The organism is Sphingobacterium sp. (genome assembly GCF_032065005.1).
GTDB lineage: Bacteria > Bacteroidota > Bacteroidia > Sphingobacteriales > Sphingobacteriaceae > Sphingobacterium.
Map to the genome: position 1 here is coordinate 1 of NZ_DAMBMM010000015.1, position 26,820 is coordinate 26,820.

General features: G+C 41.1%; 23 protein-coding genes. 13 read left to right on the forward strand and 10 right to left on the reverse strand.

The features are described 5' to 3' along the window. Positions 1 to 960: 960 nt before the first annotated feature. The 4 genes from RT138_RS17615 to RT138_RS17630 form a co-directional block, all read right to left on the reverse strand. On the reverse strand, positions 961 to 1,950 hold the full coding sequence (locus tag RT138_RS17615) for an IS110 family transposase (RefSeq protein ID WP_313191705.1): 990 nt from the start codon (positions 1,948 to 1,950) through the stop codon (positions 961 to 963). A 381-nt stretch (positions 1,951 to 2,331) separates the two neighbouring features. Beyond that, positions 2,332 to 3,561, reverse strand: a complete 1,230-nt coding sequence (locus tag RT138_RS17620) for a Glu/Leu/Phe/Val dehydrogenase dimerization domain-containing protein (protein ID WP_313191706.1) — start codon at positions 3,559 to 3,561, stop codon at positions 2,332 to 2,334. Between the two features lie 27 nt (positions 3,562 to 3,588). Next, positions 3,589 to 4,716: a 4-hydroxyphenylpyruvate dioxygenase gene (gene hppD / locus RT138_RS17625; protein ID WP_313191707.1), complete on the reverse strand. Its 1,128-nt coding sequence runs from the start codon at positions 4,714 to 4,716 to the stop codon at positions 3,589 to 3,591. 18 nt (positions 4,717 to 4,734) lie between these two features. Further along, the gene (locus RT138_RS17630; protein ID WP_313191708.1) at positions 4,735 to 5,892 is read right to left on the reverse strand and encodes a homogentisate 1,2-dioxygenase; all 1,158 of its coding nucleotides are present in this window, start codon (positions 5,890 to 5,892) and stop codon (positions 4,735 to 4,737) included. A 333-nt stretch (positions 5,893 to 6,225) separates the two neighbouring features. On the opposite strand from RT138_RS17630, the gene RT138_RS17635 reads away from it, so the two are divergent. Then, positions 6,226 to 7,209, forward strand: a complete 984-nt coding sequence (locus RT138_RS17635) for a fumarylacetoacetate hydrolase family protein (RefSeq protein WP_313191709.1) — start codon at positions 6,226 to 6,228, stop codon at positions 7,207 to 7,209. 21 nt (positions 7,210 to 7,230) lie between these two features. Continuing rightward, on the forward strand, positions 7,231 to 8,127 hold the full coding sequence (locus RT138_RS17640) for a flavin reductase family protein (RefSeq protein ID WP_313191710.1): 897 nt from the start codon (positions 7,231 to 7,233) through the stop codon (positions 8,125 to 8,127). Here the strand turns inward: RT138_RS17640 and RT138_RS17645 are convergent. Then, positions 8,113 to 9,885 carry an aromatic amino acid hydroxylase gene (locus RT138_RS17645; protein ID WP_313191711.1) on the reverse strand — a complete coding sequence of 591 codons (1,773 nt, stop codon included), beginning with the start codon at positions 9,883 to 9,885 and terminating at the stop codon, positions 8,113 to 8,115. The genes RT138_RS17640 and RT138_RS17645 overlap by 15 nt on opposite strands. A 315-nt stretch (positions 9,886 to 10,200) precedes the next feature. Between RT138_RS17645 and RT138_RS17650 the strand changes: the two genes are divergently transcribed. After that, positions 10,201 to 11,976, forward strand: a complete 1,776-nt coding sequence (locus tag RT138_RS17650; protein ID WP_313191712.1) for an AMP-dependent synthetase/ligase — start codon at positions 10,201 to 10,203, stop codon at positions 11,974 to 11,976. Between the two features lie 105 nt (positions 11,977 to 12,081). Next, entirely contained in the window at positions 12,082 to 12,399 is a 318-nt protein-coding gene (locus RT138_RS17655) for a GNAT family N-acetyltransferase (protein WP_185218393.1), read from the forward strand. A 1,047-nt stretch (positions 12,400 to 13,446) separates the two neighbouring features. Here the strand turns inward: RT138_RS17655 and RT138_RS17660 are convergent. Genes RT138_RS17660 through pdxH form a run of 3 tightly spaced genes read right to left on the reverse strand, consistent with a single transcriptional unit; the run spans position 13,447 to position 15,790 of the window. After that, complete coding sequence (locus tag RT138_RS17660) at positions 13,447 to 14,640, reverse strand: NADH-quinone oxidoreductase subunit D (RefSeq protein ID WP_313191713.1); 1,194 nt, start codon at positions 14,638 to 14,640, stop codon at positions 13,447 to 13,449. A 2-nt stretch (positions 14,641 to 14,642) separates the two neighbouring features. Beyond that, the gene (locus RT138_RS17665; protein WP_313191714.1) at positions 14,643 to 15,134 is read right to left on the reverse strand and encodes an NADH-quinone oxidoreductase subunit C; all 492 of its coding nucleotides are present in this window, start codon (positions 15,132 to 15,134) and stop codon (positions 14,643 to 14,645) included. A gap of 2 nt (positions 15,135 to 15,136) precedes the next feature. Continuing rightward, a complete protein-coding gene (pdxH, locus tag RT138_RS17670; RefSeq protein ID WP_313191715.1) occupies positions 15,137 to 15,790 on the reverse strand; it encodes a pyridoxamine 5'-phosphate oxidase in 654 nt (217 codons plus the stop codon). 186 nt (positions 15,791 to 15,976) lie between these two features. On the opposite strand from pdxH, the gene RT138_RS17675 reads away from it, so the two are divergent. From RT138_RS17675 to RT138_RS17705, 7 genes are all read left to right on the forward strand, one after another. Next, complete coding sequence (locus RT138_RS17675) at positions 15,977 to 16,489, forward strand: YqgE/AlgH family protein (RefSeq protein WP_313191716.1); 513 nt, start codon at positions 15,977 to 15,979, stop codon at positions 16,487 to 16,489. A 30-nt stretch (positions 16,490 to 16,519) separates the two neighbouring features. Continuing rightward, on the forward strand, positions 16,520 to 17,779 hold the full coding sequence (locus RT138_RS17680; protein ID WP_313191717.1) for a PQQ-dependent sugar dehydrogenase: 1,260 nt from the start codon (positions 16,520 to 16,522) through the stop codon (positions 17,777 to 17,779). 57 nt (positions 17,780 to 17,836) lie between these two features. Continuing rightward, positions 17,837 to 18,118: a hypothetical protein gene (locus RT138_RS17685; protein WP_313191718.1), complete on the forward strand. Its 282-nt coding sequence runs from the start codon at positions 17,837 to 17,839 to the stop codon at positions 18,116 to 18,118. 816 nt (positions 18,119 to 18,934) lie between these two features. Next, positions 18,935 to 20,170 (forward strand): ROK family protein, encoded by a 1,236-nt coding sequence (locus tag RT138_RS17690; RefSeq protein WP_313191719.1) that lies wholly within the window; start codon positions 18,935 to 18,937, stop codon positions 20,168 to 20,170. 105 nt (positions 20,171 to 20,275) lie between these two features. Further along, on the forward strand, positions 20,276 to 21,040 hold the full coding sequence (locus tag RT138_RS17695; RefSeq protein WP_313191720.1) for a 5'-nucleotidase C-terminal domain-containing protein: 765 nt from the start codon (positions 20,276 to 20,278) through the stop codon (positions 21,038 to 21,040). Further along, entirely contained in the window at positions 21,015 to 21,980 is a 966-nt protein-coding gene (locus RT138_RS17700; RefSeq protein WP_313191721.1) for a metallophosphatase, read from the forward strand. Before RT138_RS17695 ends, RT138_RS17700 begins: the two co-directional genes overlap by 26 nt. A 13-nt stretch (positions 21,981 to 21,993) precedes the next feature. Beyond that, positions 21,994 to 23,211: an MFS transporter gene (locus RT138_RS17705; protein ID WP_313191722.1), complete on the forward strand. Its 1,218-nt coding sequence runs from the start codon at positions 21,994 to 21,996 to the stop codon at positions 23,209 to 23,211. Here the strand turns inward: RT138_RS17705 and recR are convergent. Beyond that, entirely contained in the window at positions 23,208 to 23,822 is a 615-nt protein-coding gene (gene recR, locus RT138_RS17710) for a recombination mediator RecR (RefSeq protein ID WP_185218398.1), read from the reverse strand. The genes RT138_RS17705 and recR overlap by 4 nt on opposite strands. Before the next feature lie 98 nt (positions 23,823 to 23,920). After that, on the reverse strand, positions 23,921 to 25,198 hold the full coding sequence (locus RT138_RS17715; RefSeq protein ID WP_313191723.1) for a Gfo/Idh/MocA family oxidoreductase: 1,278 nt from the start codon (positions 25,196 to 25,198) through the stop codon (positions 23,921 to 23,923). A gap of 211 nt (positions 25,199 to 25,409) precedes the next feature. On the opposite strand from RT138_RS17715, the gene RT138_RS17720 reads away from it, so the two are divergent. After that, positions 25,410 to 26,114, forward strand: coding sequence for a TIGR00730 family Rossman fold protein (locus RT138_RS17720; protein ID WP_093097958.1), 705 nt, complete (start codon positions 25,410 to 25,412; stop codon positions 26,112 to 26,114). A gap of 95 nt (positions 26,115 to 26,209) precedes the next feature. Next, positions 26,210 to 26,509 carry a hypothetical protein gene (locus RT138_RS17725; RefSeq protein WP_313191724.1) on the forward strand — a complete coding sequence of 100 codons (300 nt, stop codon included), beginning with the start codon at positions 26,210 to 26,212 and terminating at the stop codon, positions 26,507 to 26,509. The last annotated feature ends 311 nt before the right edge of the window (positions 26,510 to 26,820 follow it).

Consider the following 26,820-nt stretch of genomic DNA (forward strand, 5'->3'; position numbering starts at 1 on the left):
TCGCGCAAAAACGATGTTCGATTAATCGAACATCGTTTTTGCATTAACCCTATATAGTTTTCCATCCATGCTAAAATAATTCATCCCCTCTGGTGATGTTTGGCCGGTAGAAATATCTTATGGTAAATAAATATTGGCCTGGTTATAAACACAGTTCTATCAAACGTGTCATTGGTACGAAGGAAGGATCTCGGAGAAATGTGAACCTTCAAAATCAAAGACCCATCTTGGTATTGGCGTACAGTTCCTTGACCGTCGGTCAAGGATGACAGGGTCTGTGGGAGGAGAACCGTACAGATTCTTCACTAACCGTTCAGCATCAAAACACGTTAAAGAGGGATTCAGAGTGAAACGAAGAATCTATTTTTTATTTTATTAGAGCTGTTTGTTATTCCGCTATCGTAAGATGAGGAAACTATTTTTTATTGCTTTATGCCCATAAAGAGGAACTATTGAAAAATATTACACCCACGCTGTGGGTTGGCCATTACACACATCCAATTTCTACAAAGATTCCACCCCCTCTGGGGGTTCACAAAACAAACAACCATTCTTCCGAAGGAAGCCCTTTGGCGACCGGCTCATTTCTAATTGCGGAAAAATGGAAAGAATTCCGTTGCGTCATGCGATGGGGTCGGCATCCTCGACATCAAGACATTCTTTTCAGGTGTTGCGACTGCTCCGAAAAGCCATCATAAATTGGCCGAAGCATATTTTACAAAAAATTGCAGGAATGAGAAACGGTTTTATTCACTCATTTGGGTGAATAATTATTGGAATATATGCGGCGGGCGAATGCTATTCGCCCCTACAGCATTGGGGACTTTCCAGCGTCAAGTTAATCAAAATCATGGTCCATCCGGTGGGTGAGCGGAGCCGACCCCCATCCTGGTTCATTCCCAGTTCTTGGTCCATCCTCACATCTCCGGTGGGTGAGCATTCTAAGATAAAAGCAAATAATTATGCTGATAATTTTACAAATGGTTCATCTCTTTTTACCACTGCGAATATTCTCAATATAATTTTGTTTGCAATAGCGTTGATTACAGATAGTTTATGTTTTCCTTCCTCCGTTTTCCTTTTATAATAGTTTTTGAGCTGTGGGTCATGTTGTAACGCCGATGAAGCTGCCTTGAACAGGATTGCCTTCATGTTTTTGTCGCTGATGGGACTGGTGCTGGCCCTTTTTCTTACGCTGCTTCCGGATCGATATTCAAACGGGGCAAGACCGCTGTGGCAGGCAAATTTTCTGGGGTCATCAAACTTGCTGAAGTTCTCGGTCTCCACGATACATTTGATTGCAGTAAGTGGTCCCACGCCAATTACCTTTGTGATCTTGCGATAAGAATCGCTGAGTTGGACATTTCCCCGGATGATCTCCAGCATCTGCTTTTCAAGCTTAGCAATTACCTTTTGATGTGCATCGATTAGTTTTTGATTTTCTTTGAGTTCCTTTGCCAGGGAAATATCAGCTGCAACCAACTTAAATGCCTTCAGGCTGTTTTTTTGCTGTACCATAATCTTGACTTGACCATCCCGCATGGCCATAAGGATTTTAAGTCTGCGGATTTCACGGCTGGCCAGGGTGAAGGGCTTTAGGTCAAACCTATTGGCCAGTGCGTATTTGGCAATCCGTAAAGCATCAACAGCATCGTTTTTACCACGTACCAATCCACTGGAAAGTTTCATCTCAAGAGGATTGATGACTGAGAATCTCATCGATGCAGAACTAAATTCCGTCATCAGCAAATAACCATAGAGACCCGTATGTTCCATGCACATATGCGGCTCATAGTCGGTATACTTCTTTACCATGGTCAAAAAGGACTTGATCCCTTTCTTGCTATTGAAATGGATACCTGATGGGATCACTGTTTCACCTGTTTCAGATATACCGTAGAAGTCAAAAACATCTTTTGATATATCGATGCCAATAAATAACTTTTTCATAATTTTACAATTAGGTAAGAGTCTGGAAACCTCAGGGTCAATGCTATCGCTATTAATAAGTCTTAAAACTTGGCATTCTAAATGGCACCAAAACCCAAGAAGAATTGAGGACTAATGCTCACGATAAGTCATGAACTTACGAGTCGAACTAGTTCACCTCAATTCTTCAGGTTTTCAGATATATAAATTTAATATAAATCTCTTTTACAAATCTAATAGCGAAGTCGAACCCCATCCTGGTTCAATCCAACGTTGGAGTTGCCATTGAACAATTAATTAAACTACCTATCCTCTCATAAAAAAAATGCCCCCTCTCAAACCCATTCAAAAAAAAGCCAGCAAAAATATTTTGCTGGCCGACTATTATTTACTATTCATCAACTATAGCAATTGCCTCAAGGCTAATTCATAAGCTCTTGAGTAAATATTTGTTTTGGTTTCAGGGTTATAGCTATGGATCTGCTCCAATGCTTTTCGGATAACATCCGAAACATCCTGAAAAAGGGAGTCATCACTGATCTCAATATTAGGCTGCATCAAATAGGCAAAGACCCTTGCCATGCCACAATTGGCAACAAAATCTGGGATCACCGCAACATGCTGGTCGGCATATTCCATTACAGGACCATAAAAGATCTCACGATCTGCAAAAGGAACATTGGCACCAGAAGCAATTACCTCCAGACCGTTGTCGATCATCTGCTGAATCTGTTCCTTAGAAACCAATCTTGAAGCCGCAGCAGGGATAAAGATTTCTGCAGGGATTCCCCAAATTTTGGAATTGACCTCCTCAAAAGGAATCATTTCTTCGGCAAAAAGTGAATTTCCGTTTCGGGTTAAAAACAAAGATTGGATCTCCTCTTCAGAAAACCCTTCTTCTTTGATCAAACCCCCTACTCGGTCGATGATCCCAACAACTTTCACTCCTTTTTTGCTCAGATAAAATGCAGCAGAAGCTGCTACATTCCCCCAACCTTGGATAATGGCTCTTTTTCCAGAAACATGACCATCAAATAAATCATAATAATGGCTCACCGATTCTGCTACGCCGAAACCGGTAATCATATCAGCAACCTTAAATTTCCTTTTCAGGTCAGGACTATAGTGCGAGTCTTCCAATACCTTGGAAACTCCATATCTCAATTGCCCAATCTGATGGATTCGTCCATTTTCCCGAATATCAAAATGACCATTCAGGACACCCTCCTGAGGATGCCACAAGCCAAATTGCTCCGTCAATGGAATGACATCATGGATTTCATCCACGTTCAGATCACCTCCAGTGCCATAATAATTCTTCAGCAGAGGAGTTACCACCTTGAACCAACGTTCCAACACGCCATGTTTCCTAGGGTCTGCAGGATCAAAATTAATCCCTGATTTTGCACCTCCAATTGCAGGTCCAGAAACCGTAAACTTCACTTCCATTGTCTTTGCCAAGGATTCAACCTCATTCCTGTCCAATCCCGAACGCATCCTTGTACCACCTCCGGCTGCACCACCTCTCAAGGAATTGATCACAACCCAGCCTTCTGCTTCAGTTTCGGTATCTTTCCATTCAAAAACAATCTCAGGTTGTTTCTGCTCAAATTCCTGCAATAATTCTTTCATAATCAATAGGTTCATCTAATCGAAATCTTATAGGTTACCTCTCTTTTCTTGTTCTCTTTCAATGGCCTCAAACAGCGCCTTAAAATTTCCGGCCCCAAAACTTTGGGCCCCTTTACGCTGGATGATTTCAAAGAACAAGGTCGGGCGATCCTCCACCGGCTTGGTAAAGATCTGCAACAAATAACCCTCTTCGTCACGGTCAACCAATATCCCTAAATCTTGGATAGCCTTGATCTCCTCATCAATTTCGCCTACACGTTCTGAAAGCATATCATAATAGGCCTCCGGTGGAGCTCCTAAAAACTCAACACCTCTTTCCTTTAATGCCTTTACCGTTTTCAATATATCATGGGTTGCCAGTGCAGCATGCTGAACACCTTCACCCTCATAATACTCTAAGTATTCTTCGATCTGGGATTTCTTCTTCCCTTCTGCCGGTTCATTGATCGGAAATTTCACATACCCATTACCATTGCTCATGACTTTACTCATCAATGCAGAATATTCAGTATTGATCTGTTTGTCATCAAAGGAAAGGATGTTTACAAATCCCATAACATCCTGGTACCATTCCACGGTTTCATTCATGCGGTCCCAGCCTACATTTCCAACACAATGGTCTACATATAACAAGCCAGTTTCCTCAGGATTATAATCGCTCTCCCACTTTACATAACCCGGCATGAATGGACCTGAATAGTTCTTCCTTTCAACAAACATGTGAACCGTTTCCCCATAGGTATAGATTCCAGCTGTTCGTACTTCCCCGAATTCATCCTCCTTTACCTCTAATTCCTGATAAACCTTAGCCCCACGTTTTACTGTTTCCTGCAGTGATTTTTCAGCATCATCAACCCATAATGCCAAAATCTTCACTCCGTCCCCATGCTTTTTAACATGTTCGGAAATAGGGCTATCGGATTTCAAGGCAGTAGTCAGGATAATGCGGATCTTGTTCTGCTTCAAAACATAAGATGCTCTATCCCTAATACCAGTTTCGGGACCTGCGTATGCTTCCGATTGAAAACCGAATGCCGTTTTATAGAAATGGGCGGCTTGCTTGGCATTACCCACATAAAATTCAATATAATCCGTTCCATTGATAGGCAAAAAATCCTGAGCCTTTGCTATCTTCTCTGCGAATGTTTGTGTCATAATATTTTTATTGATTGGTTAGTTTATCCATGATTTATAATAGTCCTGATCTTCAATTTCCAAGGCCTCCTCAGTTAGCATCAAAGGCCTAAACGGATCGATCATTACAGCGAGTTCTTCCGTTTTGGTCTGACCAATACTTTTTTCCACCGTACCAGGATGTGGTCCATGCGGAATTCCACCTGGGTGTAAGGTAATCTGTCCGCGTTCAACTGATTTTCTGCTCATAAAATCTCCATCTACATAATAGAGCACCTCATCGGAATCTACATTGCTATGGTTGTATGGCGCAGGAATGGAATCAGGATGGTAATCATACATCCTAGGACAGAAACTGCATAAAACAAAGGAATTTGTTTCGAAGGTCTGATGGACTGGAGGCGGTTGATGCAACATACCGGTGATCGGCATAAAATCATGGATGGAAAAAGCCCAAGGATAATGGTAGCCATCCCAACCTACAAAATCAAAAGGGTGTGTCCCGTAGATATAAGGGTAAATCAACCCCTGTTTCTTGATCTTGATTTCGAAATCTCCCTTTTCATCAAAAGTTTTCAGGTTCTTCGGCCTGCGGATATCCCTTTCACAAAATGGGGAATGCTCCATCAATTGACCAAATTCATTTCTATATCGTTTTGGAGTTCGAATAGGTTCAAAGGATTCAACGATAAACAGTCGGTTTTTATCAGTGTCAAAATCAATCTGGTAGATCACGCCTCTCGGAATCACCAAATAATCACCGTAAGCAAACGGAATCTCGCCGTAGCCCGTCTTCAAGGTGCCAGAACCTTCATGGATAAAGATCACTTCATCTGCTTGGCTGTTCTTGTAAAAATAACTGTCCATAGATTTCTGTGGAGCAGCTAAAGAAATATGTAGATCGGAGTTGACCAGAACTGGGGTTCTACTCTCCAAAAAATCGGCTTTAGGTTTGACCTGAAATCCTCTCAAGCTGGTATGCTTCAAATGCTTGTCCTGGGCAATTTTAGGGTTCACATCATAAGGTTCCCTAATCTCCTTGACAATGGTCGGTGGATAGCAATGATACACCAAGGAATAAACACTTGAAAACCCATGGGTGGATACTAGTTCCTCAGAAAACAATTCTCCATTGTCCTTTCTGAAAACTGTATGTCTTTTTGGGGGAATCTTACCCAATTGATGATAAAGTGGCATAATAATAAGTTTAAAAAATGATTATAATATGATTGAATTACATAGCCTCAGGCTAGATATCACTTTGAAAAAGAATTAAATTTGGTATTAGTACTGTGCGAAAACAACATCAGCTATCAAGGCCTTGATATAAGGCATTAAACCTTTTGGGAGGTTTTTTGGCTTTATGTTGCTAATGTTCATAATGGTATGTATTATTTCAAATATACCCTTTATAATTTTATATTTACATAAAGATTGGGAAAATAAATATGGTATTATGAAATTTAATTTTCCATCATAGAAAAATTATAACCTTTATAAATAAATAAGCTGAGTATTCAAAAAATCATTATGAAAATTGTAACATACTTGGAAAATGGCAAAGAACAACTTGGTTTTGTGATAGAAAACCTGGTTTTTCCTAGCCATATGATATCCAATAAACTTCCCAATTCCTGCTTAGCATTGCTTCAGCTAGGCCAAGAAGGACTTGACTTAGCAAAAAATGAGCAACAGGAATTCAAAAAGATAAAAGATTTTCAAAATGAGGGCGTGAGCTTTTCTGAAATTTCCCTGACCGCTCCCCTTCCCAATCCAACCTCCTTTCGGGATGCCTATGCATTTAGACAACATGTAGAGACTTCCCGTCTGAACCGTGGATTGGAAATGATACCCGAATTCGACCAATTCCCCGTTTTCTACTTTTCCAATCACCAGGCCATTCAAGGCCCCGGACCGGTGTATTGCATGCCTCGGCACTTTGAAAAAATGGACTTTGAATTGGAGGTGGCCATTGTCATCCATAAGAAAGGTCGAAATATCAAAGCAACCGATGCTGATCAATATATAGCTGGCTTCATGATCCTAAATGACCTCAGTGCCAGAAACTTGCAGATGCAGGAAATGAAGCTCAATCTGGGACCTGCAAAAGGAAAAGATTTCGCCAGTACCTTTGGTCCTTATTTGGTTACCCTCGATGAACTGGAGCAATACAGAACAGCACCTTTGCCAGGGCATACAGGAAATGCCTTTGACCTTAAAATGAAATGCTGGATCAACGACCAACTGGTTTCTGAAGGTAGTCTTGCCAGCATGAACTGGACCTTTGCAGAAATAATAGAACGGGCATCTTATGGCGTTACTCTCTTTCCCGGCGATATTATTGGTTCTGGAACGGTCGGAACGGGTTGCCTATTAGAAATTAACGGTACAGGAAAGCGTAAAGACCAAGCTTATCAAGAAATCTGGATCCAACCGCATGATAGAATCAGCATGGAGGTAACAGGTTTGGGGAAACTTGAAAATATCATCTACCAAGAAGACCTTTCTGAATAATCAATAATTAATACGATTTATATGCAGTTCAACGAAACAAAGACATTCAACCAAGAGACACACGGGTCGGTTTTCCACAGCTTAATAAAATACGCAGTGGCACCAAGGCCAATTTGCTTTGCCTCAACCATGGATAAAGCAGGAAATGTAAACCTTAGCCCGTTCAGCTACTTCAATTTCATGTCCCAGAACCCGCCCATTTGTGTGTTTTCACCGCTTACCCGGGTCCGTGACGGAAAAGATAAACACACTTTGGAAAATATCCGTGAAGTACCTGAAGTCGTTATCAATATCGTAAATTATGATATGGTGCAACAGCAGTCCTTAGCCAGTACGGAATACGCTAAAGAAATCAATGAATTTGACAAATCTGGCTTTACAGCCTTACCCTCAGAATTGGTCAAACCGCCTAGAGTAGCTGAATCACCAGTCCAATTAGAGTGTAAGGTAAGGGAGATTATCACCATCCAAGAAGGTGGTGGAACAGGAAATTTAGTTATTGCTGAAGTGGTCAATATGCATATCAAAAGTTACCTATTGGACGAAAATGATCAAATGGACCAAGCAGCACTAGATTTAGTGGCTCGATTGGGCGGAGACTGGTACTGCCGAGTGACGAAAGAAAACCTTTTTGAGGTTCCAAAACCGCTTCGGAAGTTAGGGATCGGAGTAGATCAATTACCAGAACATATCCGCAATTCCTCTATTTTGACCGGAAACCAATTAGGTCTCCTCGCTAATATAGAAGCGATCCCTACACTTGAAAATGACATCTTGGAGGATGAACAGATCCATACCTTAAAGAGTATGTGGGAACAGGACCAAACCCAATTGCATAACGAGCTGCAGCGATATGCATCCAGATTATTGGATGAAGAACAAATAGAAAAAGCTTGGCAAGTCCTACTGGTACATTAATTCCAAATTAATCGGCTGGGTCTGTGCAAGTCTTATTCCATCAGATATTAATTTTTCAAGGTCAGGATTTTTCCTGGCCTTTTCCTTTAATATCAATCTCAAGCTATCTTCTAATTCAATCTGCCCTTCGTGGATCGCTAATTCATAGAGCTCGACCATGGCTAACCAATCATTAGGGAATCCCTCCAACAGATCTTGAACCTGTACTGATAAGCCCCTTTCATTTCCCTGCCCCTCTCTCATTTCCCTGATTTGCCTGTAAATATCATGGAGAGTTTTCTGCTCTTCGGTCCAATTTTGCTTTACAGTTTTAATTTCTGAGATATTGATATCAGGATCAAAAGCAAACTTATCAGCAGCACCGGCATAGACAGATTTTACTGAGCTTCCGACGGCCATATCATAGATCCCCCATTCAGGCTGGAACAAAACTTGGCTAGTTGGTTCATGGACAACCGTACATTCCTCAAAACTAACGATCAGCAATAAACCATCTTCATTGAACAAAAAGGATTTTACTTTTCCTGATACCAATATTCCAGATTTGAAATATAAGGAACCTGGCATGCCCTCGATCAATCCTAATCCTTCTAAATCTTCTGCTCGACATTGTTCCAATGGCAGTCGCTTTCCTATCAATAAACCAATCGGTGAACTAAATCCATCTTTATGGTATTGCTTTCCATGGCCCTCCAATTCCTTATTTTTATAAGCCAAGGCTGTTGGCCCTGTGGTTTTAATTGCAATCAGTTCCTCTCCCAAAAACAAAGAGGTAAATACTCCTGAAACCTGTAAACCTGAACTCAACTCTACCGTACAGGTATTACTGCTGTCTATGGCTTTTTCCATCGCTTCCTGACCACCCACTCGATAGGCCATAGTTTTCGAAAATTCTTCCAGTACCTCGTAAGCATGTTTAAAATCAGGCGTCACAAATAATTGAGGTTGCGGCTTGGTAATATCATATGAAAATTGGAGGGTATCGATATCATAAGGCAGTTTTTTGACGTCAGCTTGCATACAGCTTGCACTTTCACCAATGGAGGACAGCAAACCAGCACCATATATTTTATGGTCTTTCACTGTTCCGATCAATCCATACTCCACCGTCCACCAATGCAACCTGCTCAATAAAGCCATTTCTGATGGTTCACCCATATTACTCGAAATGGCGTTAAAACGATCCGTTGCTGCTTGGATTTCTTCTTCAGTGGCATCTTCCCTTTCTTTTACGATGGATAAGGCCCTGATAGCCTCATACAACTCAAAATCCTTTCCTGAACTCATGGCTTTGGAACCCACTTCACCGAAATGCTGCAAATAGGCCGCGTATTCAGGTTCGCCAATGATAGGTGCATGACCGGAAGATTCATGAATAATATCTGGAGCTGGCGTATAGGTAATATGTTCAATCTGTCTAATGTCTGCTGCAATGACCAACACACAATGTGCCTGAAATTCCATGAATGCCGCTGGTGGTATAAATCCATCAACCGTTACTGCCCCCCAGCCTATTTTTTTCAAGCTATCATTCATGGACTGCAAATTAGGGATCCGTTCGATGGTCAATCCAGCTTTGGTCAATCCTGGTATATAAGGGTAATAGGCAATGTCCTTGAGGTAGGCATAATTCTGCCGCATCACATAACGCCATATCGCCTGATCTAAGGCAGAGTATCGATCATAATTTTGCTCGACTACATATCTTTGAAGGTGTTTGGGCAATCGTTCTAAGACGGGATTATCGTAGCTATTCATTATAAATTAGTTTAAACGAAAATAAAAAAATTTAACTAAATAAACAATAGACCAAATCATCCTAATTAGGATCTACCTTTAATCTGACGTTTATTTTTCTGTTTATATTGGTTCCTTTGGATAAGCAATTTACAACAATTTTCAGAAATTATTTTTGCAATCGGGTCAATATGAACTGAACTACACTACCGAAAACCAAATTTATTAAGTCTAAACGCAACAATTTCATACTTTTGCAAAACTTCTTAACCATCATCACTGTTATCTTGGTTAAGATTCCTGTCGATAAACTTGAAAGACAGGCTTTTATATGTTATGGTGGAAAATCTTAGACTTTTTGATCTTGCCTTGAGGCAGGTAAACCTTTTTCCGGACCTCAATATGTTCGCACATAAGAAAGAGGGGGAATGGAAGACCTTGACTTCTGTAGAATTCTTGGAACAAGTAAACGCGATCTCCAAAGGATTGCTTGAACTTGGTGTTAAACCAAACGACAAAGTTGGATTGATTGCTGATAGCAGCATTGAATGGCATATTGTCGATTTCGCTATCCAACAAATTGGAGCTGTTGTCGTTGCCATCTATCCAAATATCAGTGATACCGATTATCAGTTCATTTTCAATGATGCTGAAATTAAGCTCTGCATCGTTAGCAATAAAAGCTTATTCCATAGATTGACCCAATTAAATGACTCTATCTATACCCTTAAGTATATTTTCTGCATTGAAAAAAATGAAAATGTACGCAATTGGGATGAATTGAGGACCGTTGGTGCCCATATTCCCGATTCTAAAATTGAAGAACTTAGAGCAAATATCAAACATACCGACTTAGCTACGCTAATCTATACTTCAGGGACCACCGGAAAGCCTAAAGGGGTCATGTTGACCCATCATAATATTATTTCCAATGTGGAAGCAGCAAGAGAGATTACCCCTTGTAAAGCTTACGACAGGGCATTAACTTTCCTTCCTCCGTGCCATGCCTACGAAAGAATGGTCATCTATACCTATCTGTACATTGGGATAACGGTACACATCGCCGAATCCTTGGACAAAATCGGCCAGAATATCAATGAGGTAAAACCTCATATCATGACTGCCGTTCCTAGGATCTTGGAGAAGGTCTACGAAAAGATCATGAAAACCGGTATGGAACTGACTGGTATGAAGCGCAAGATTTTTGACTGGGCTGTTGAAGTGGCTGAACAGTACGATCCTAACCCAGAAAAAAGGAGTTTCGGCTACAATATTAAGCTGAAATTGGCAAAAAAACTGGTCCTAGATAAGTGGTACCAAGCATTAGGTGGTGAGCTAAAAACGGTTGCTTCGGGAAGTGCATCGCTTCAGGCTAAACTTGCCCGCGTATTCCTGGCAGCTGGGATCCCTCTTTACGAAGGTTACGGCATGACTGAAGCTTCCCCCTTGATCTCTGTAAACCATTATCTCAAAGGCATCCGTATCGGAACGGTGGGATTAGCCGTAAAATATGTGGAAATTAAATTGGCAGATGATGGAGAGATCTTGGTAAAGGGCCCTAACGTTATGAAAGGCTATTATAAGAACAGGGAAGAAACGGATAAAACCATTATCGATGGTTGGTTGCATACGGGTGATATTGGCGTTTGGGAAGATGAAGTTTTCTTGAAAATCATCGACCGTAAAAAGGAGATGTTCAAGATTTCTGGAGGTAAGTATGTGGTGCCGCAACCTATCGAGAAGAAATTATTGGAATCCAACTACATCGAACAGGCAATGGTAATTGGTGATGGTCAGAAGTTTGCATCGGCCTTTATCGTCCCTAACTATGCCCACCTACAGGATTGGTCCCGAAATGAAGCGCCTGAATTAAAGGGAATGCCTAAAGACCAGTTCCTGATCGAAACAAAAGTGGTTCGCAAAATCAATAAGGAAGTTCAATTGGCCAACCAACATTTTGGAAACTGGGAACAGATCAAAAAACCGATCATCCTCTCGGAGGAGTTCACCATTGAAAACGGAGAACTGACCCCTACCCTTAAGATGAAACGTAAGGTCATTCTGGAAAAATACAAAAAGGAATTTGAGGAATTGTACCATTTGGCAGATTAATAAAATGGTAACCATTTCTTAACCTACATCAATCAAGATTTAAATGGATAGGGTTAATTTTACCAAAGATTAAAAACTATACATTTAAATTTTTGTTGATTCGGTATGAAAGATAAATTTATCAACCTCCCATTAATTAAAAACGAAGAAAAAAGCAGATTTGAATTAGATGTCGATGGCCATATAGCTTTCATTGACTACAAAGAAACAAGCAGTACCGTTGCCCTGATCCATACCGAAGCTCCTTCTGAATTGGCAGGAAGCGGAGCCGCAGCTGCCATTGTAGAAAAAACACTGCAGCACATCAAGGATGCGGGAAAAACAGTTTCTCCCTATTGTCCCTATGTGTTTGCATTCATCAAAAAACATCCCGAATGGAAGGAATTGGTATCACCAAGGTTTCCAAAGTTCAATGAATTGTAATTTATTTTTATTCTGAAAGAATAAAAATAAAGACATAAGACATAAGACATAAGACTCAGGACGCTATTATCTCCCATTTTCCAGTGTCATCCGGACGCAGGAAGGAACTAGGAACTATCCAAACAAAATAATTGATTATCAAACATGATACAACCGTTTTGAACCAGGATGTTCGGGATTGGAGGATAGACTAAGATTATTGGCGGAATGCAGATCACATAAATTTATTTCCATTTTCCAGTGTCATCCGGACCCAGGAAGGATCTCGGAACTATCCAAACAAAATAATTGATTATCAAACATGTTACAACCGTTTTGAACCAGGATGTTCGGGATTGGAGGATAGACCAAGATTATTGGCGGAATGCAAAACACTTATATTTATTTTCCCCATTTTCCTGTATCATCCTGACGCAGGTAGGAGCTCGGAACTATCCAAACAAAATAATTGATTTTCAAACATTTGAACCAGGATGTTTGGGACGTTTACTTACCGACTCTTCACAATTCGTTCAGAATCGCATATGCGCTAGAGAGGGATTCAGAGTAAAACGAAGAATCTATTTTTGTTTTTTTAGGAAGATTTGGTCATTTCGAAATCGTAAGATGAGGAAACTATTTTCTATTTTTAGGAAGCACTTTTGAAAATCATCCCACCCCCGCTGGGGGTAAACTCTCCTCTCCCTGCCTTCCTGTTTTTTGCGTGTTTGCGGTTTTTTAGTTCCATGAGGTTTTATCGATTTCAAAGCAACCTCATTCGAGGCATATTTTGAAAACTCGCAAAGCTTTCCGAATATGTCTCGAATGAGACCAAAAGAATTCTCAACCCGGGACAAAATTTGCCAAGGCCTTCTATGTTCAAAATTATATATCAAAAAATAAGTAGGAAAACAGCGTATAATTAGCGTATAACAAAAAAGAAAGGGAAGCAATCTGGCAATTGCTCCCCTAACTATTAACCAATTATAAACTTAAATTATGAGATAGCAAATATAGTTATTAAAAAGATTATTCCTAATACAATTTGCGTTTTTATGCGGTTTTATTTTATCGGTCGACTTCACCAAGCACAATGTCGATGGAACCTAAAATAGCGATCAGATCAGCGATGAGCACTCCCTTGCCAAGCTCTGGCAATACCGAAAGGTTATTGAAGCTCGGTCCTCTAGCCTTCACACGCTTGGGAATGTCGGTTTTTTCCTGGGTGACGAAATAGAAGCCTAGTTCACCTTTAGGGTTTTCGGCACGGACATAATACTCCTGTGCCTTAAGATTTACTTTCTTTGGAACCAATCCACGAGGGTCAAAGTCGGGTGTTCTCTTGAAATCACCCATCAATCTTGGCAAACATTGTTCAATAATCTTGACAGACTCTTTGACCTCATCTACCCTGACCTTATAACGATCCCAACAGTCTCCGACCGCACCCATCTCGCCCTTCCCTACTGGGATCTCAAAATCCAATTCAGGATAAACTGAATATCCATCGACGCGCCTAAGGTCCCATTTGATACCAGAACCGCGTAGCATAGGACCAGAACAGCCATAATTAATGGCTACATCAGCTGGCAGTACGCCAATGTTGGCCGTCCGCTGAATAAAAATCTGGTTATTGGACAATAGGTCATCCAATTCGACCAATTTCGGTTTAAAGTAATTGATAAATTCCAGGCAACGTTCTTCAAAGTTTACTGGGATATCATAGAACAATCCCCCTACCCAGATATAATTATAGAGCATCCTGGAACCCGAAGCCCATTCCAACATATTCATGATATGTTCACGATCGCGGAAACACCACATAAAGGGTGTGAAAGCTCCAATATCGATACCATAGGTCCCTATAGCAATCAAATGGGATGCAATACGGTTCAATTCGGTGACCAAGACACGGATATATTCAATTCTTTTGGGAATTTTATCTTGAATTCCAAGCATACGCTCAACTCCCATCACAAAGGCATGCGCATTGTTCATGGAAGCTAAGTAGTCCAAACGATCGGTGAAGGGGATAGTCTTTCCATAATTCATGGACTCTGCATGTTTATCAAAGCAACGGTGCAGATAGCCCATGTGTGGAATGATTTCCTTAACGATTTCACCGTCAGTGATCAGCTCCAACCTCAGAACACCATGTGTGGATGGATGTTGAGGCCCCAGGTTGATGACCATCTCCTGAGATGAAACCGTATTAATTTTATCCTGATAGTTTTTATTAGCTTGTAGATATCTTTCGTTCATAACTATTTGATCGGGATATTATGATAAGTTTCAGGATCTTGATAATCTTTACGTAGTGGATATCCTACCCAGTCTTCGGGCATGAGGATCCGTCGCAAATCAGGATGACCTGTAAAGAAGATACCCATCAGGTCATAGGCCTCGCGTTCATGCCAATCCGCTGTTCGCCAAACTTCAGAAACAGAAGGAATCTCTGGCAATTCATTCAGGTCTCTCCCGGCATCAAGCCTTACTTTAAGCGTAAGTTGTTTTTGAAAGGGAATGGAAGTTAGGTTATAGACCAGTTCAAAGTATTCTTGCGGAAAATAATCCACTGCCGTTATATTCGCCAGGAAATCAAAATAGCAGTTTTCATTATCCCGGAGGAAAAGACAAACCTCCTTAAGATGCTCAGGTGCTATAAAAAGCGCAGGCAGCAGCCCATGCTCCTGCATCTCCTGCACCGCATCGATATGTACGTATTCCTCTAGGTATTTCTTTATTTCTTGAATCATTATTAAGGCGCTAAACGGTTGATCGTCCAATCTCCATTGTCCATAATATAGACAATGCGGTCATGGAGCCTGCTTCCCCTTCCCTGCCAGAATTCAACCCGAACAGGTTTTAACAGGAAACCACCCCAAAATTCCGGTCTAGGGACTTCCGTAATATTTTCCATTTCCTTCTCCACTTCCGCTACTCTTTTTTCCAAAGTTTCCCGGTCAGGGATAATGGCACTCTGTGGCGAGGCAATGGCACCGATTTGGCTGCCTCTAGGGCGAATGGAAAAATACTCGTCAGAATCTGCCTTAGGTAATTTCTCGACCTCTGCTTCAAAGCGTACCTGCCTTTGCAGTTCCGGCCAGAAAAACAAAGCTGAAACATGTGGGTTCTGGATGATCTCTTGTCCTTTCCTACTGTTGTAGTTCGTGAAGAAACTCAGGCCTTCTGCTTTAATGTCCTTTAACAGTACAACTCTGGAAGAGGGATAGCCATTTTCCGCGACCGTAGAAACGACCATGGCAGTCGGTTCAGTGACCTGCGAGGACATGGCTTCATCAAACCATTTTTGGAACTGTTGGATAGGGTTTTTCTGTACGTCCGATTCGCTCAAACTGCTTTTCACATAGTCTTCCCGAATGGCGGCAATTTCTTTATGTTCAATGGACATGGCAAAGGATATTTCCTACAAACTTAACATAATATCCATTTTTAACAGAAAATGAAATGAAAAATTATTGCTATTTTACAGTGGATTAATAATGATAATCTATAAATTTGGTATAAACACATCTATTCTGTTATGTTCAACGAATATATCCCAAAACGCGGCAGTCTAATTTTATCTGAGCCCTTCATGCTGGATCAGAATTTTGAGCGCTCAGTGATCTTGTTGTGCGAGCATGATGAAAACGATGGAACCGTCGGATTGATCCTCAACCATCGCTCCATGCTTATGCTATCGGATGTCCTTGAAGACGTAGACAATTCTGAAATACCTTTATATTTCGGTGGCCCAGTGGAAGGAAATGCACTTTTCTTTGTCCACAAGGCCCATGAGAAAATCGAAGGCGGCACCCATATCGTAGATGACCTCTATTGGGGTGGTGATTTTGAACGGTTAAAATACCTGATCAACGAAAATTTGATTACAAGTGAAGAAGTCAAGATTTTCCTAGGGTATTCAGGCTGGAGTCCGGGGCAACTTGATGGAGAGATCAAGCAGAACTCTTGGGCTGTCCATAATTCATTTAATATAGACCTGGCTTTCATTACCGATGGCGAAAACCTTTGGAAAGAAGCCTTGATCAGTATGGGTCCGAAATATGCACATGTTGCAAATTTCCCGAAAAGACCTGAATTCAATTGATAAACAACAAATAAACATAAATCAACCAACATGAAGAAACACTTCTCAAACGCATTGTTTTTGGCAGCAACTACAGCGTTCGTGGCTTGTTCAGGAACGAATTCGAACGGTACAGAACCACAGGATTCAACCGCAGTCGTACAAGACACAACGAAATACCCACCTGTTGAAACAAAACCAGGAAATACAGATTACAAACCGGCATTTGAGGGTCAAACCCGAATTGCAGGCGTAAAGACCACTTCACCTTATGAAGCTGCAGTGGTCGTTGAAGGTCTAAAAACTCCATGGGGAATTGCAGAGCTCCCTGATGGTCGACTGTTGATCACCGAAAAAGAAGGTACCATGCGTATCGTGGACCCCAATGCAAAAACCATCGGTGAAGCGATTACCGGTATTCCAAAAGTAGATTCGCAAGGTCAAGGTGGCTTATTGGGCATCACCCTAGACCCAGACTTTGCAAACAACAGAATGGTATACTGGACTTTTTCAGAACCTGTTTCAGGTGGTAACCATACTGCCGTAGCAAAAGGTAAGTTATCCCAGGATGAAAAAAGCATTGAAGGCGCTAAAGTGATCTACCAAGCCTTGCCTACCTACAACGGTAAGCTGCACTACGGTGGCCGTATCTTATTTGATAAAGAAGGCAACCTATTTGTGTCTACAGGAGAGCGTTCAGATCTTGAAACTCGTCCGCAGGCACAGCAATTAAATTCAGCCCTAGGGAAGATCTTAAGGATCACGACCGATGGTAAACCAGCGGCTGGAAATCCTTTTGCCGGCAAAGCAGATGCAAAACCAGAAATCTACAGTTATGGACATAGGAACGTTCAAGGTTTGGCATTCAACCCTGTTACTGGAGACCTTTGGGACTCAGAATTTGGACCTCGAGGTGGTGATGAAATCAACTTGGTCAAACCAGGCAACAACTATGGTTGGCCTACGATTACCTATGGCATCGAATACAAGGGAGATCAAATTGGCAACCCTCCTATCCAACAAAAAGAAGGTATGGAGCAACCAGTTTATTATTGGGACCCTGTATTATCACCTAGTGGCATGACCTTCTACACAGGTTCGAATGTCCCTGAATGGCAAAACAACCTATTCATCGGTGGGTTGAGCAGCACACATATCGCTAGATTGGTCATCAAGGACAACAAAGTTGTTGGCGAAGAAAGATTATTAGCGGATAAAGGTGAACGCTTTAGAGATGTTATCCAAGGTAAAAATGGAGCATTGTACAGCGTTACTGATGGCGGTAAATTATTTAAGATCGACAAAAAGTAAAATTAGGGAATGCCTTGAAAAAGGTGTTTTTGGATAATTAAAAGGGGCGCTTGAAGAGTGCCCCTTTTTTTATTTTTGAACCAGGATGCCCATCGGCGATTATCGAGCGAAGCCGAGATGTCGCTCTGGGTACGGGATGGGAGGATAGACCAAGATCATGGAACGAACCAGGATGCAAAGGATGAGAGGATTAAACAAGAATATATCCGGATAGAAAAATTTGGACTAAATTTAAAGGAAGGTGATGACAGGATATTGGCCACGAAAAATATTGAACCTAAATTTCTAGATTTAGAACCCCATCGGGGTTCCATTATTTTAGCTGGCATGGCACGTTAGCCTGGAATTAATGCAAAAACGATGTTCGATTAATCGAACATCGTTTTTGCGTTACCCCTAAATAGTTCAATACCATTTCTAAAATAATTCTGCTCTTCCAGGGCAGTATGTCGTAGAAAAGATAATCTTTAGGAGATTCAAAAATGAGTCTGGAAAGCTAAGGATGGTATTGGCGTACAGTTCCTTAACCTTCGGTTAAGGATGACAAGGTCTCTGGAAGGGGAACCGTACAGATTCTTCACTAAGCGTTCAGAATCAGCGAAGAATCTGTTTTTTTAGGAAGATTTCTAGAAAAATATTGCCCTCCACTAGGCAAGGTCATTAAGTTTAGAAAAAAAGACCCCTTTCCTGTGTCACACTGACGAAGGAAGGGTCTCGGGACCATTCAAACCATTATTTTATTGGCGTTCAACCCCTTAACCTTCGGTTAAGGATGACAAGGTCTATGGAAGGGGAACCGTACAGATTCTTCACTATACGTTCAGAATCAGCGAAGGATCTGTGCGGACAGTATCCCGGAAACACATCAATACACAAATAAGATTTTAACTCAGGAATTTACCAAAACAGTATTCAATTAAAATTATTAACATTTGTTTTGTAAATTTTTACAATAAAACATATTACTTTCAAATAAAATTAACATATTAGACTCATTACAAGCATTTTTTAATTTGAATATTAATTTTTTTATTTATTTTAGATTAAAATTTAAATATTTATTCATTAGTTTAATTTAATTGAGTTAATTCTTGTGATTGAACTTTGATTTAAGCCTCAAAAATTAACGATGAGATTTTATTAACTCAAACAAACATGAAATTTATTGAAAAGCTATTAGTGAGTCCATCGGGCTTATCTAAAAAAACTGCCAAATCAGCGAAGAAAAAACTTAAATTATTAAAAGCCGTTTATGAACTTGACAATGCTTCGGTAAATGATTTAATGAAGAGTTTGACCTTAAGTTTTCCAACCTTGAATACGTTGATGGTGGAGTTAGTGGAGAAGAAATACCTGAATCAGCACGAACGTGGTGAATCCTTAGGTGGAAGAAAACCTAATCTATACCAATTAAGCGACAGTCTGTTTCGGGTTCTGACCATAGAAATCAACCGCAGGTCTATTCGTATCGCCCTTGTAGACAACAATTGCAACATTCTCAATATACCGCAGCAATTTCAATTTGAAATCTCAACGGACCTAAAGGAACTGCCTGCCTTTTTGATCATTGTCAAAAAATACATCAAGGATCAAAAACTGGACATGGAGCAAGTATCTGGGATATCTATTTCTATGCCGGGGCTAATTGACCGTTACTCTGGTGAGAACTTCACTTATTTTTACGAAGCAGGATTCAACCTAGAGAACCATCTGGAGCATGAGTTCAACAAGAGAACCAAGGTCATCAATGATGCCAAGGCTGCAACCTTAGCGGAAAAATTCTACGGAAAACTAAAGCGGAAAAGGGATGCTTTGGTGATCCGTTTGGATTGGGGGATTTCCTTGGGGATAGTCTCCAATGGGGAAATCTATTTGGGTAAAGATGGATTCTCCGGTGAAATGGGCCATATCAGTTTTGTCAACGATGGCGAGTTATGCTACTGTGGCAAGCGTGGCTGTCTGGAAACCTTGGTGTCAGGCACGGCGCTGGTAAACAAGGCTACCCGAGACATTGAGGCCGGTATCCCTACCCTAATCGTATCAAAATACGAAAATTTGCCGCTGACACCTGAACATATCATCCAGGCTGCCATGGATGGTGATCAATATGCCATTCAACTGATTTCTGAACTGGGCAGCAAACTAGGCAGGGCAATATCCCTGTTTATGCAAGTTTTCAATCCCGAAACCATTGTGCTTTCTGGAAGCTTTGCCAGAACCTCTATGCTCATGATTACCCCGATCCAACAACAGATCCAAACCTATTCCATGAGTAAGATTGCGACTGGATGCAGCCTACAGGTTTCTACCTTGGGCGACAATGGATTATCCTTTGCCTTGGCAAGGCATTTCGTGAACTGCTATTTTGAGGAACGCATCGGTAGGAATTAAGGAATGGTTAGCTGAATATTAATCTTTAGCATTCAGCTCTTCTTTTATATTCAAAATCTTTTGGATTCAGGGCAATCTTAATACCTTTGCGTATAATTTCAATATATGAGTACACAGCTATCCAAGTACAGTGTCCTATTCTGGGCCTCTGTTCTTTTGGTCTTCAGCTCCTGTAAGACCACATTTTACCAAGCAGCTGTATCAAACAAACAAATGTTGGCAATCAACAATCAGATTGCAGAAGATACAGCGATTACAAATTACATTTTACCCTATAAGAACCAACTTGAGGATAAGATGAACGAGGTATTGGGATATGCACCAGAGGCGCTGATAAAAAACCGCAATCTTCCTGAGTCAGAATTAAGCAACTTCTTTTCAGATGCGCTATTGGCCATAGGCAAAAAAGTGGATCCAGAGGTAGTATTTTCCATGGCTACCAAAGATGGTATCCGCTCTGGTATCAAACAGGGCAATGTGACCGTAGGTTCTATTTTTGAGGTCATGCCATTCGAGAATTACATTACCATTTTGGAACTTAAGGGAACAGATGTTCAGGTCTTGGCAGATTTTATTGCCGAAACCAATGGTCAGCCCTTAGGGAATGTTGAACAGGTCATAAAGGACAAGAAAATCCAAAGTTTTAAGATTGGCGGGAAAGATATCGATCCAAACAAAACCTATAAGTTGGTCACTTATGACTTCATCGCCAACGGAGGTGATCTCGTAAGAGGACTCAACAGTCCCATCAGTAAGAATGTTACTGCAGAAAGAGTACGCGAAGCTTTGATAAGCTATGTACAGGAATTAACAAAAGAAGGTAAAAAAGTAGAAGCAAAATTAGATGGAAGAGTTAAGATCATTGAATAGAAGGAGCTTTTTAAAAAGCGTAATGGCTTTGGGAGCAACCGCGTCCTTGAGTTCCATTCCATTTGTAGGCTATAGTAAGTCTAAAGAAGTTAAGATCACATTTTTACATACAAACGATGTACATAGCCGTATTGAACCTTATCCCATGGATGGATCAAGGTTACAAGGTTTAGGCGGAGTGGCCCGAAGAAGCACCCTCATCCAGAAGATCCGTTCGGAAGAAAAGAATGTACTGTTATTTGATGCAGGAGATATGTTTCAGGGCACGCCATATTTCAATGTTTTTGATGGCAAAGTAGAGCTTGAACTCATGTCGAAATTAGGATATGATGCAGGAACATTCGGTAATCATGAGTTTGACAACGGATTACCGGGATTACTAAATCATTTTGATAAGGCGAACTTCCCTTTTGTCACTTCGAACTATGATTTTACGGGAACCATTATGGAAGGAAAAACCAAGGACTACCTGGTATTTGAGCGAGATTCAGTAAAGATCGGTGTTTTTGGAGTCGGTGTAGACTTAAAAGGTATGGTCGATCCGCGAAGCTATGCAGGTGTAAAGATTTCAGATCCGATCGAGGTGGCCGCTAAATATACAGAGAAGTTAAAAAATGAGCTGAAGTGTGACCTGATTATCTGCCTTTCGCATATTGGCTACAATTACGATACGGAAAAAGTATCAGATTTGATGCTGGCAAAGAACTCAAGACATATAGACCTGATCATAGGTGGGCATACCCATACTTTCTTGGACAAACCTACTGAGGTGAAAAATCTGGACAACCAGATAACTTTAGTAAACCAAACAGGCTTTTCTGGGGTTAACTTAGGCAGGATAGATTTTATTCTTGACAAAAAGAGAGGAACGAAGCGAAGTATGGCAACTACCTATAGCATAGACAAAAGATTAGACAACCTAGCAAGCAGGATTGCATAGATAAAACACAATATTGAGAGCATTAGTACGACTTTATATCAACTCCTATAAAGGCTTATCGCCTGCTGCATGGCTATTGGCATTGGTTATGCTGATCAACCGTGCAGGATCCATGGTAATTCCATTTTTGGGGATTTATATGTCCTCGGAATTAGGTTTCAGCAAAACGCAGATAGGTCTCGTATTGGGCTGTTTTGGTTTAGGTTCAGTCTGCGGTTCCTGGTTGGGAGGTTGGTTAACCGATAAATTCGGAAACTTCAAGGTACAGACCTGGAGCTTGATCTTGGTCATTCCACTGTTCTTATTACTGCCTAACTTCAGGACCTTTGAGGGCTTGGCCATTATGATCTTCATATTGACCTTGGTTGCGGACGTCTTCCGACCAGCCAACTCCGTTTCTGTAGCAAGGTATGCCAAGCCTGAAAACATCACCCGTGCCTATTCCCTAAACAGGATGGCAGTAAACCTTGGTTTCTCCATAGGCCCGGCATTAGGAGGATTTTTAGCGAAGTTTTCCTATAACTGGATATTTTACGGTAATGCTATCGCTGCAGCCTGTGCAGCTATTGTATTTATATATTTCTTTAGAAACAGAAAAGCAAGGACTGAAATAGGTCAGACCAAGGTTCAGGAAATTGAAGAAGAAAAACCTGTCAGGAATGCCTATACGGACGGCCTCTTTATTGTATTCAATATTTTATGCTGTTTGTTCTCGATGGCATTCTTTCAATTATTGAGTACACTTCCGCTTTTCTATAAGGAGGCGCACAATCTCCACTCCGATGAAATCGGTTTATTGCTTGGATTTAGTGGTTTTGTGATCGTACTGTTTGAGATGGTTCTGGTCCATGTAGTGGAACATCGATTTTCAGTCCGGCAAATTATGCTCTGGGGAACGGCAATTTCTGGTATGTCCTACTTGATGTTGACGGCAGATTTTGGGATTGCCTGGTTGTACTTAGCTATGTTTTTCCTGTCCACTGGAGAGATGTTAACATTACCATTTACGGCAACCGTAGCCATCAACAGAGCCAGTCGGAGCAATCAGGGCGCATATATGGGCTTTAACTCTTTGGCCTTTGCTGCTGCCAATATATTCTCTCCATTCTTAGGAACCTATACAGCTGAACACTTTGGCTATTCTACCCTGTGGACATCGGCAGGATTGATATTGATCTTCTGTGGGGTTGGATTTTATTGGATCATCAGCAAGATGAAAACAGAACATTAACCGACATTCCGTTCATAAGGGACCCTTGTTGCAATAGATCTTCCCAAAGTGATTTCATCTACATATTCCAGTTCACCACCAAAGGCAATACCCCTAGCAATGGTACTGATCTGCACATTGAATTCTTTCAATTTGCGGTAAAGGTAGAATATGGTAGTGTCCCCTTCCATGGTTGCACTGAGTGCTAGTATTACTTCTTGGACTTGACCGGAACGTACACGGTCTATCAAACCCTCGATTTTCAGGTCTGCTGGTCCTATTCCTTCCATAGGTGAGATCAAGCCACCAAGCACATGATAAACTCCGCTATATTGATTGGTATTTTCTATAGCCATTACATCCCGGGTATCTTCCACAACACAGATTAAGGCTTTATCACGCTTCGGGGAAGCACAGATTTCACATTGCTCAGAATCGGAGATATTAAAACAGGTACGGCAATATTTAATGTCTTGCTTCAATCGGTCCAAGGATTCAGTAAATCGGCTCACCTCGGCATCAGATTGCTTCAAGAGATGCAATACCAAGCGTAAAGCTGTTTTTTTACCGACACCGGGAAGTTTTCCAAATTCTTCCACAGCCTGTTCCAATAGTTTTGACGAAAAGTTCATTTTTCAAAATTACGAAAATAAAGAGCAAAAAAACACGCCAGAATTCTTTCGAATATCTGGCGCATCGGTTTATGAAACAAATCTATGTGTGCTCTAATTTAAAAATCCAAATAATCCCATTTCCCTCGGTATGCCCTTCCCTTTAGATTATTGGCAAATGGGCTGTCGAACACTTCTTTGTTCGGGTCCCATTTGATAGGTTTCTGAATTTGATAGGCAATGTTGACTGCATTACATACCGTTGCGGTTCTATGGCCAATTTCAACATCACAGATTGGTTTAGAACGTTTTTTGATGGCATCAACGAAATCCTGGTAATGGTTTTCCGAATAGTACACCTTACGATCCTTCTCGGCAATCTGTAATTTTGGAAGTTCCGCTTTATCAGATCTCAGGAATTCCCTGGATACTTCAATCTTACCTTCTGTCCCTAAAAACTGGATTGCATTGAAGCTTCCCCAAGATTTATGATGGACTTTAATTCCATTTTTATAGGTGAAATATAGACCTTCTTTTGCCATAGGAATATCGGGCGGAGTAAAGGAAACAGGTCCTGATTGGTCCATTCCTAATGCCCACTGGACGATATCAAACATATGGGCTCCCCAATCCGTTACATATCCACCTCCGAATCCATGATACAGTCGCCATAGCGACCATTCAGGCGCCCCTAATGCTGGACTTAATATTGGATTAAAACCACGATATAGCGATGGCCCGATCCAAGAATCCCAATCCAGATGTGCAGGGGTTGGCAAGGAAGGTAGGTCACATTCCTTTACAGGCTCTCCTACCGAAACATTGACCTCCTTGATATCACCGATGTAACCATTGCGGATCAGATCAGCTGCCTGTCTAAAATTATATTGGGAGCGCTGCATACTTCCAGTCTGCAAGACCCTTTTATATTTCCGGACTGCATTTACCATTGCACGACCTTCATCGATGGTCAAAGCCAGAGGTTTTTCGCAATAGATGTCCTTCCCTGCTTTGGCGGCATCAACAACATGCATGGCATGCCAATGGTCCGGGGAAGCGATGATTACGGCATCTATATCTTTGATGGCCAGCAAATCCCTATACTGTCCAAAACCTTGGACCTGATGAGCAGCCTTAGCGGCATTCAGCTTATTAGCCTGGCCTATGAAATTATTCAGTTTGCTACTATCCACATCAGCAGCCGCGATGACCATGGCCTCCGGAATTTTCATGAACTGGTTCAAAAGACCGTACATCTGCTTGCCTACGCCGATAAATCCTAGGTTGAGACGATCGCTAGGTGCCAAGAAGCCATTACCACCCAAGACATGTCTAGGTATTATGGTAACTGCAGCTGCGCCTAAAGCGGTTTTACTAATAAAGTCCCGTCTATTCATTATAGGTTTAAGATTTTTTCAGTTGTGAATAGGTTTAAGTTTGATAAATGTATTAAATCAGTTTAATAATTCAAAATTTAATTGAAATATTTATGTTTTTTTATGATAATAACAACAATCATCAAGCTTTCGAAAAATTTAATATAAAATCTTATATTACATCGAAAAGGGCGAAAAAAGCCCTTTCATAGACAAAAAACAAAAAGACCAAATGGTTAAAGACGATAAAATCAGAAATTCATTTGCCAATAAAACTTGGCAAGAAATTAAGGTAAAGGACTCTTGGCAAATCTTTAAGATCATGTCGGAGTTTGTAGATGGGTTTGAAAAATTAGCTAAGATTGGCCCCTGTGTTTCGATCTTTGGATCGGCAAGGACACCGGATGAGCATAAATATTATCAAATGACCGTAGAGATTGCGAGGCTGTTGGCTGACCGCGGGTACGGTGTTATTTCAGGTGGTGGACCAGGAATCATGGAAGCTGCCAATAAAGGGGCCTATACGGCCGGAGGTAAGTCTGTAGGACTGAACATTGAACTGCCACATGAGCAATTCCACAATAAATATATTGACCGCGATAAATTACTGGAGTTTAATTATTTCTTTGTCCGCAAGGTCATGTTCATGAAATATTCCCAAGGTTATATCGTATTGCCTGGAGGATTCGGGACCATGGACGAACTGTTTGAAGCTGTTACATTGATACAAACTGGTAAGATTGCCCGCTTCCCTATCGTATTGGTCGGCACCGAATACTGGAACGGCCTTTTTGACTGGATCAAAAATACCATGCTTGGCAATAAATATATCAGTGAGGAAGATCTGAACCTATATAGGATGGTGGACACAGCGGAAGAAGCAACTGAACATATCTTTAGGTTCTATGATAAATATCTGTTGAAACCGAATTTTTAGGGTTGAATTGGCTTTGGATTTGGCTTCGACTCCGCTCAGCCTGCATCTCATTGCGTAAGCCAGGTGGTTTGAACCAGGATTAATGGGATAAGAGGATGGACCAAAATCGGGGATTGAACCAGGATGAATGGGATGCGAGGATGGACCAAGATGAATGGGATGCGAGGATGGACCATGATCTGGGGGTTGAACCAGGATGCCCTTCGACGCAGCTCAGGGTACAGGATGCGAGGATGGACCAAGATTGTGTCCATCATGTCGTTGGAAAGGTAGCCGATTTTGTAGGGGCTTATTGCATAAGCCCGCTTCCTGCAATCCTAATATCAATATCTCCCTTTAGGTGGATTAACTCCTTTATCCTTTTAGGACAGATAATAAACCCCCAGCGAGGGTGAAATCTTTGTAAAAATTTGATGTTTGTAAAGACGAACCCACAGCGTGGGTGAAATATTTTACTGCAAATCTCCTTTTATAGAGTAAAAAAAATAGTTCCCTCATCTTACGATTTCGGGATGACAAACAGCTCTAAATAAAATAAAAAATAGATTCTTCGCTTCACTCTGAATCCCTCTTTAGCAAATTTTGATTCTGAATGAATAGTGAGGAATCTGTACGGTTCTCCATATAAAGACCCTGTCATCCTAAATCTTTGATTTAGGAACTGTTCGCCATTACAAACTATTGCAGATAGAAAAACTTTACGCCA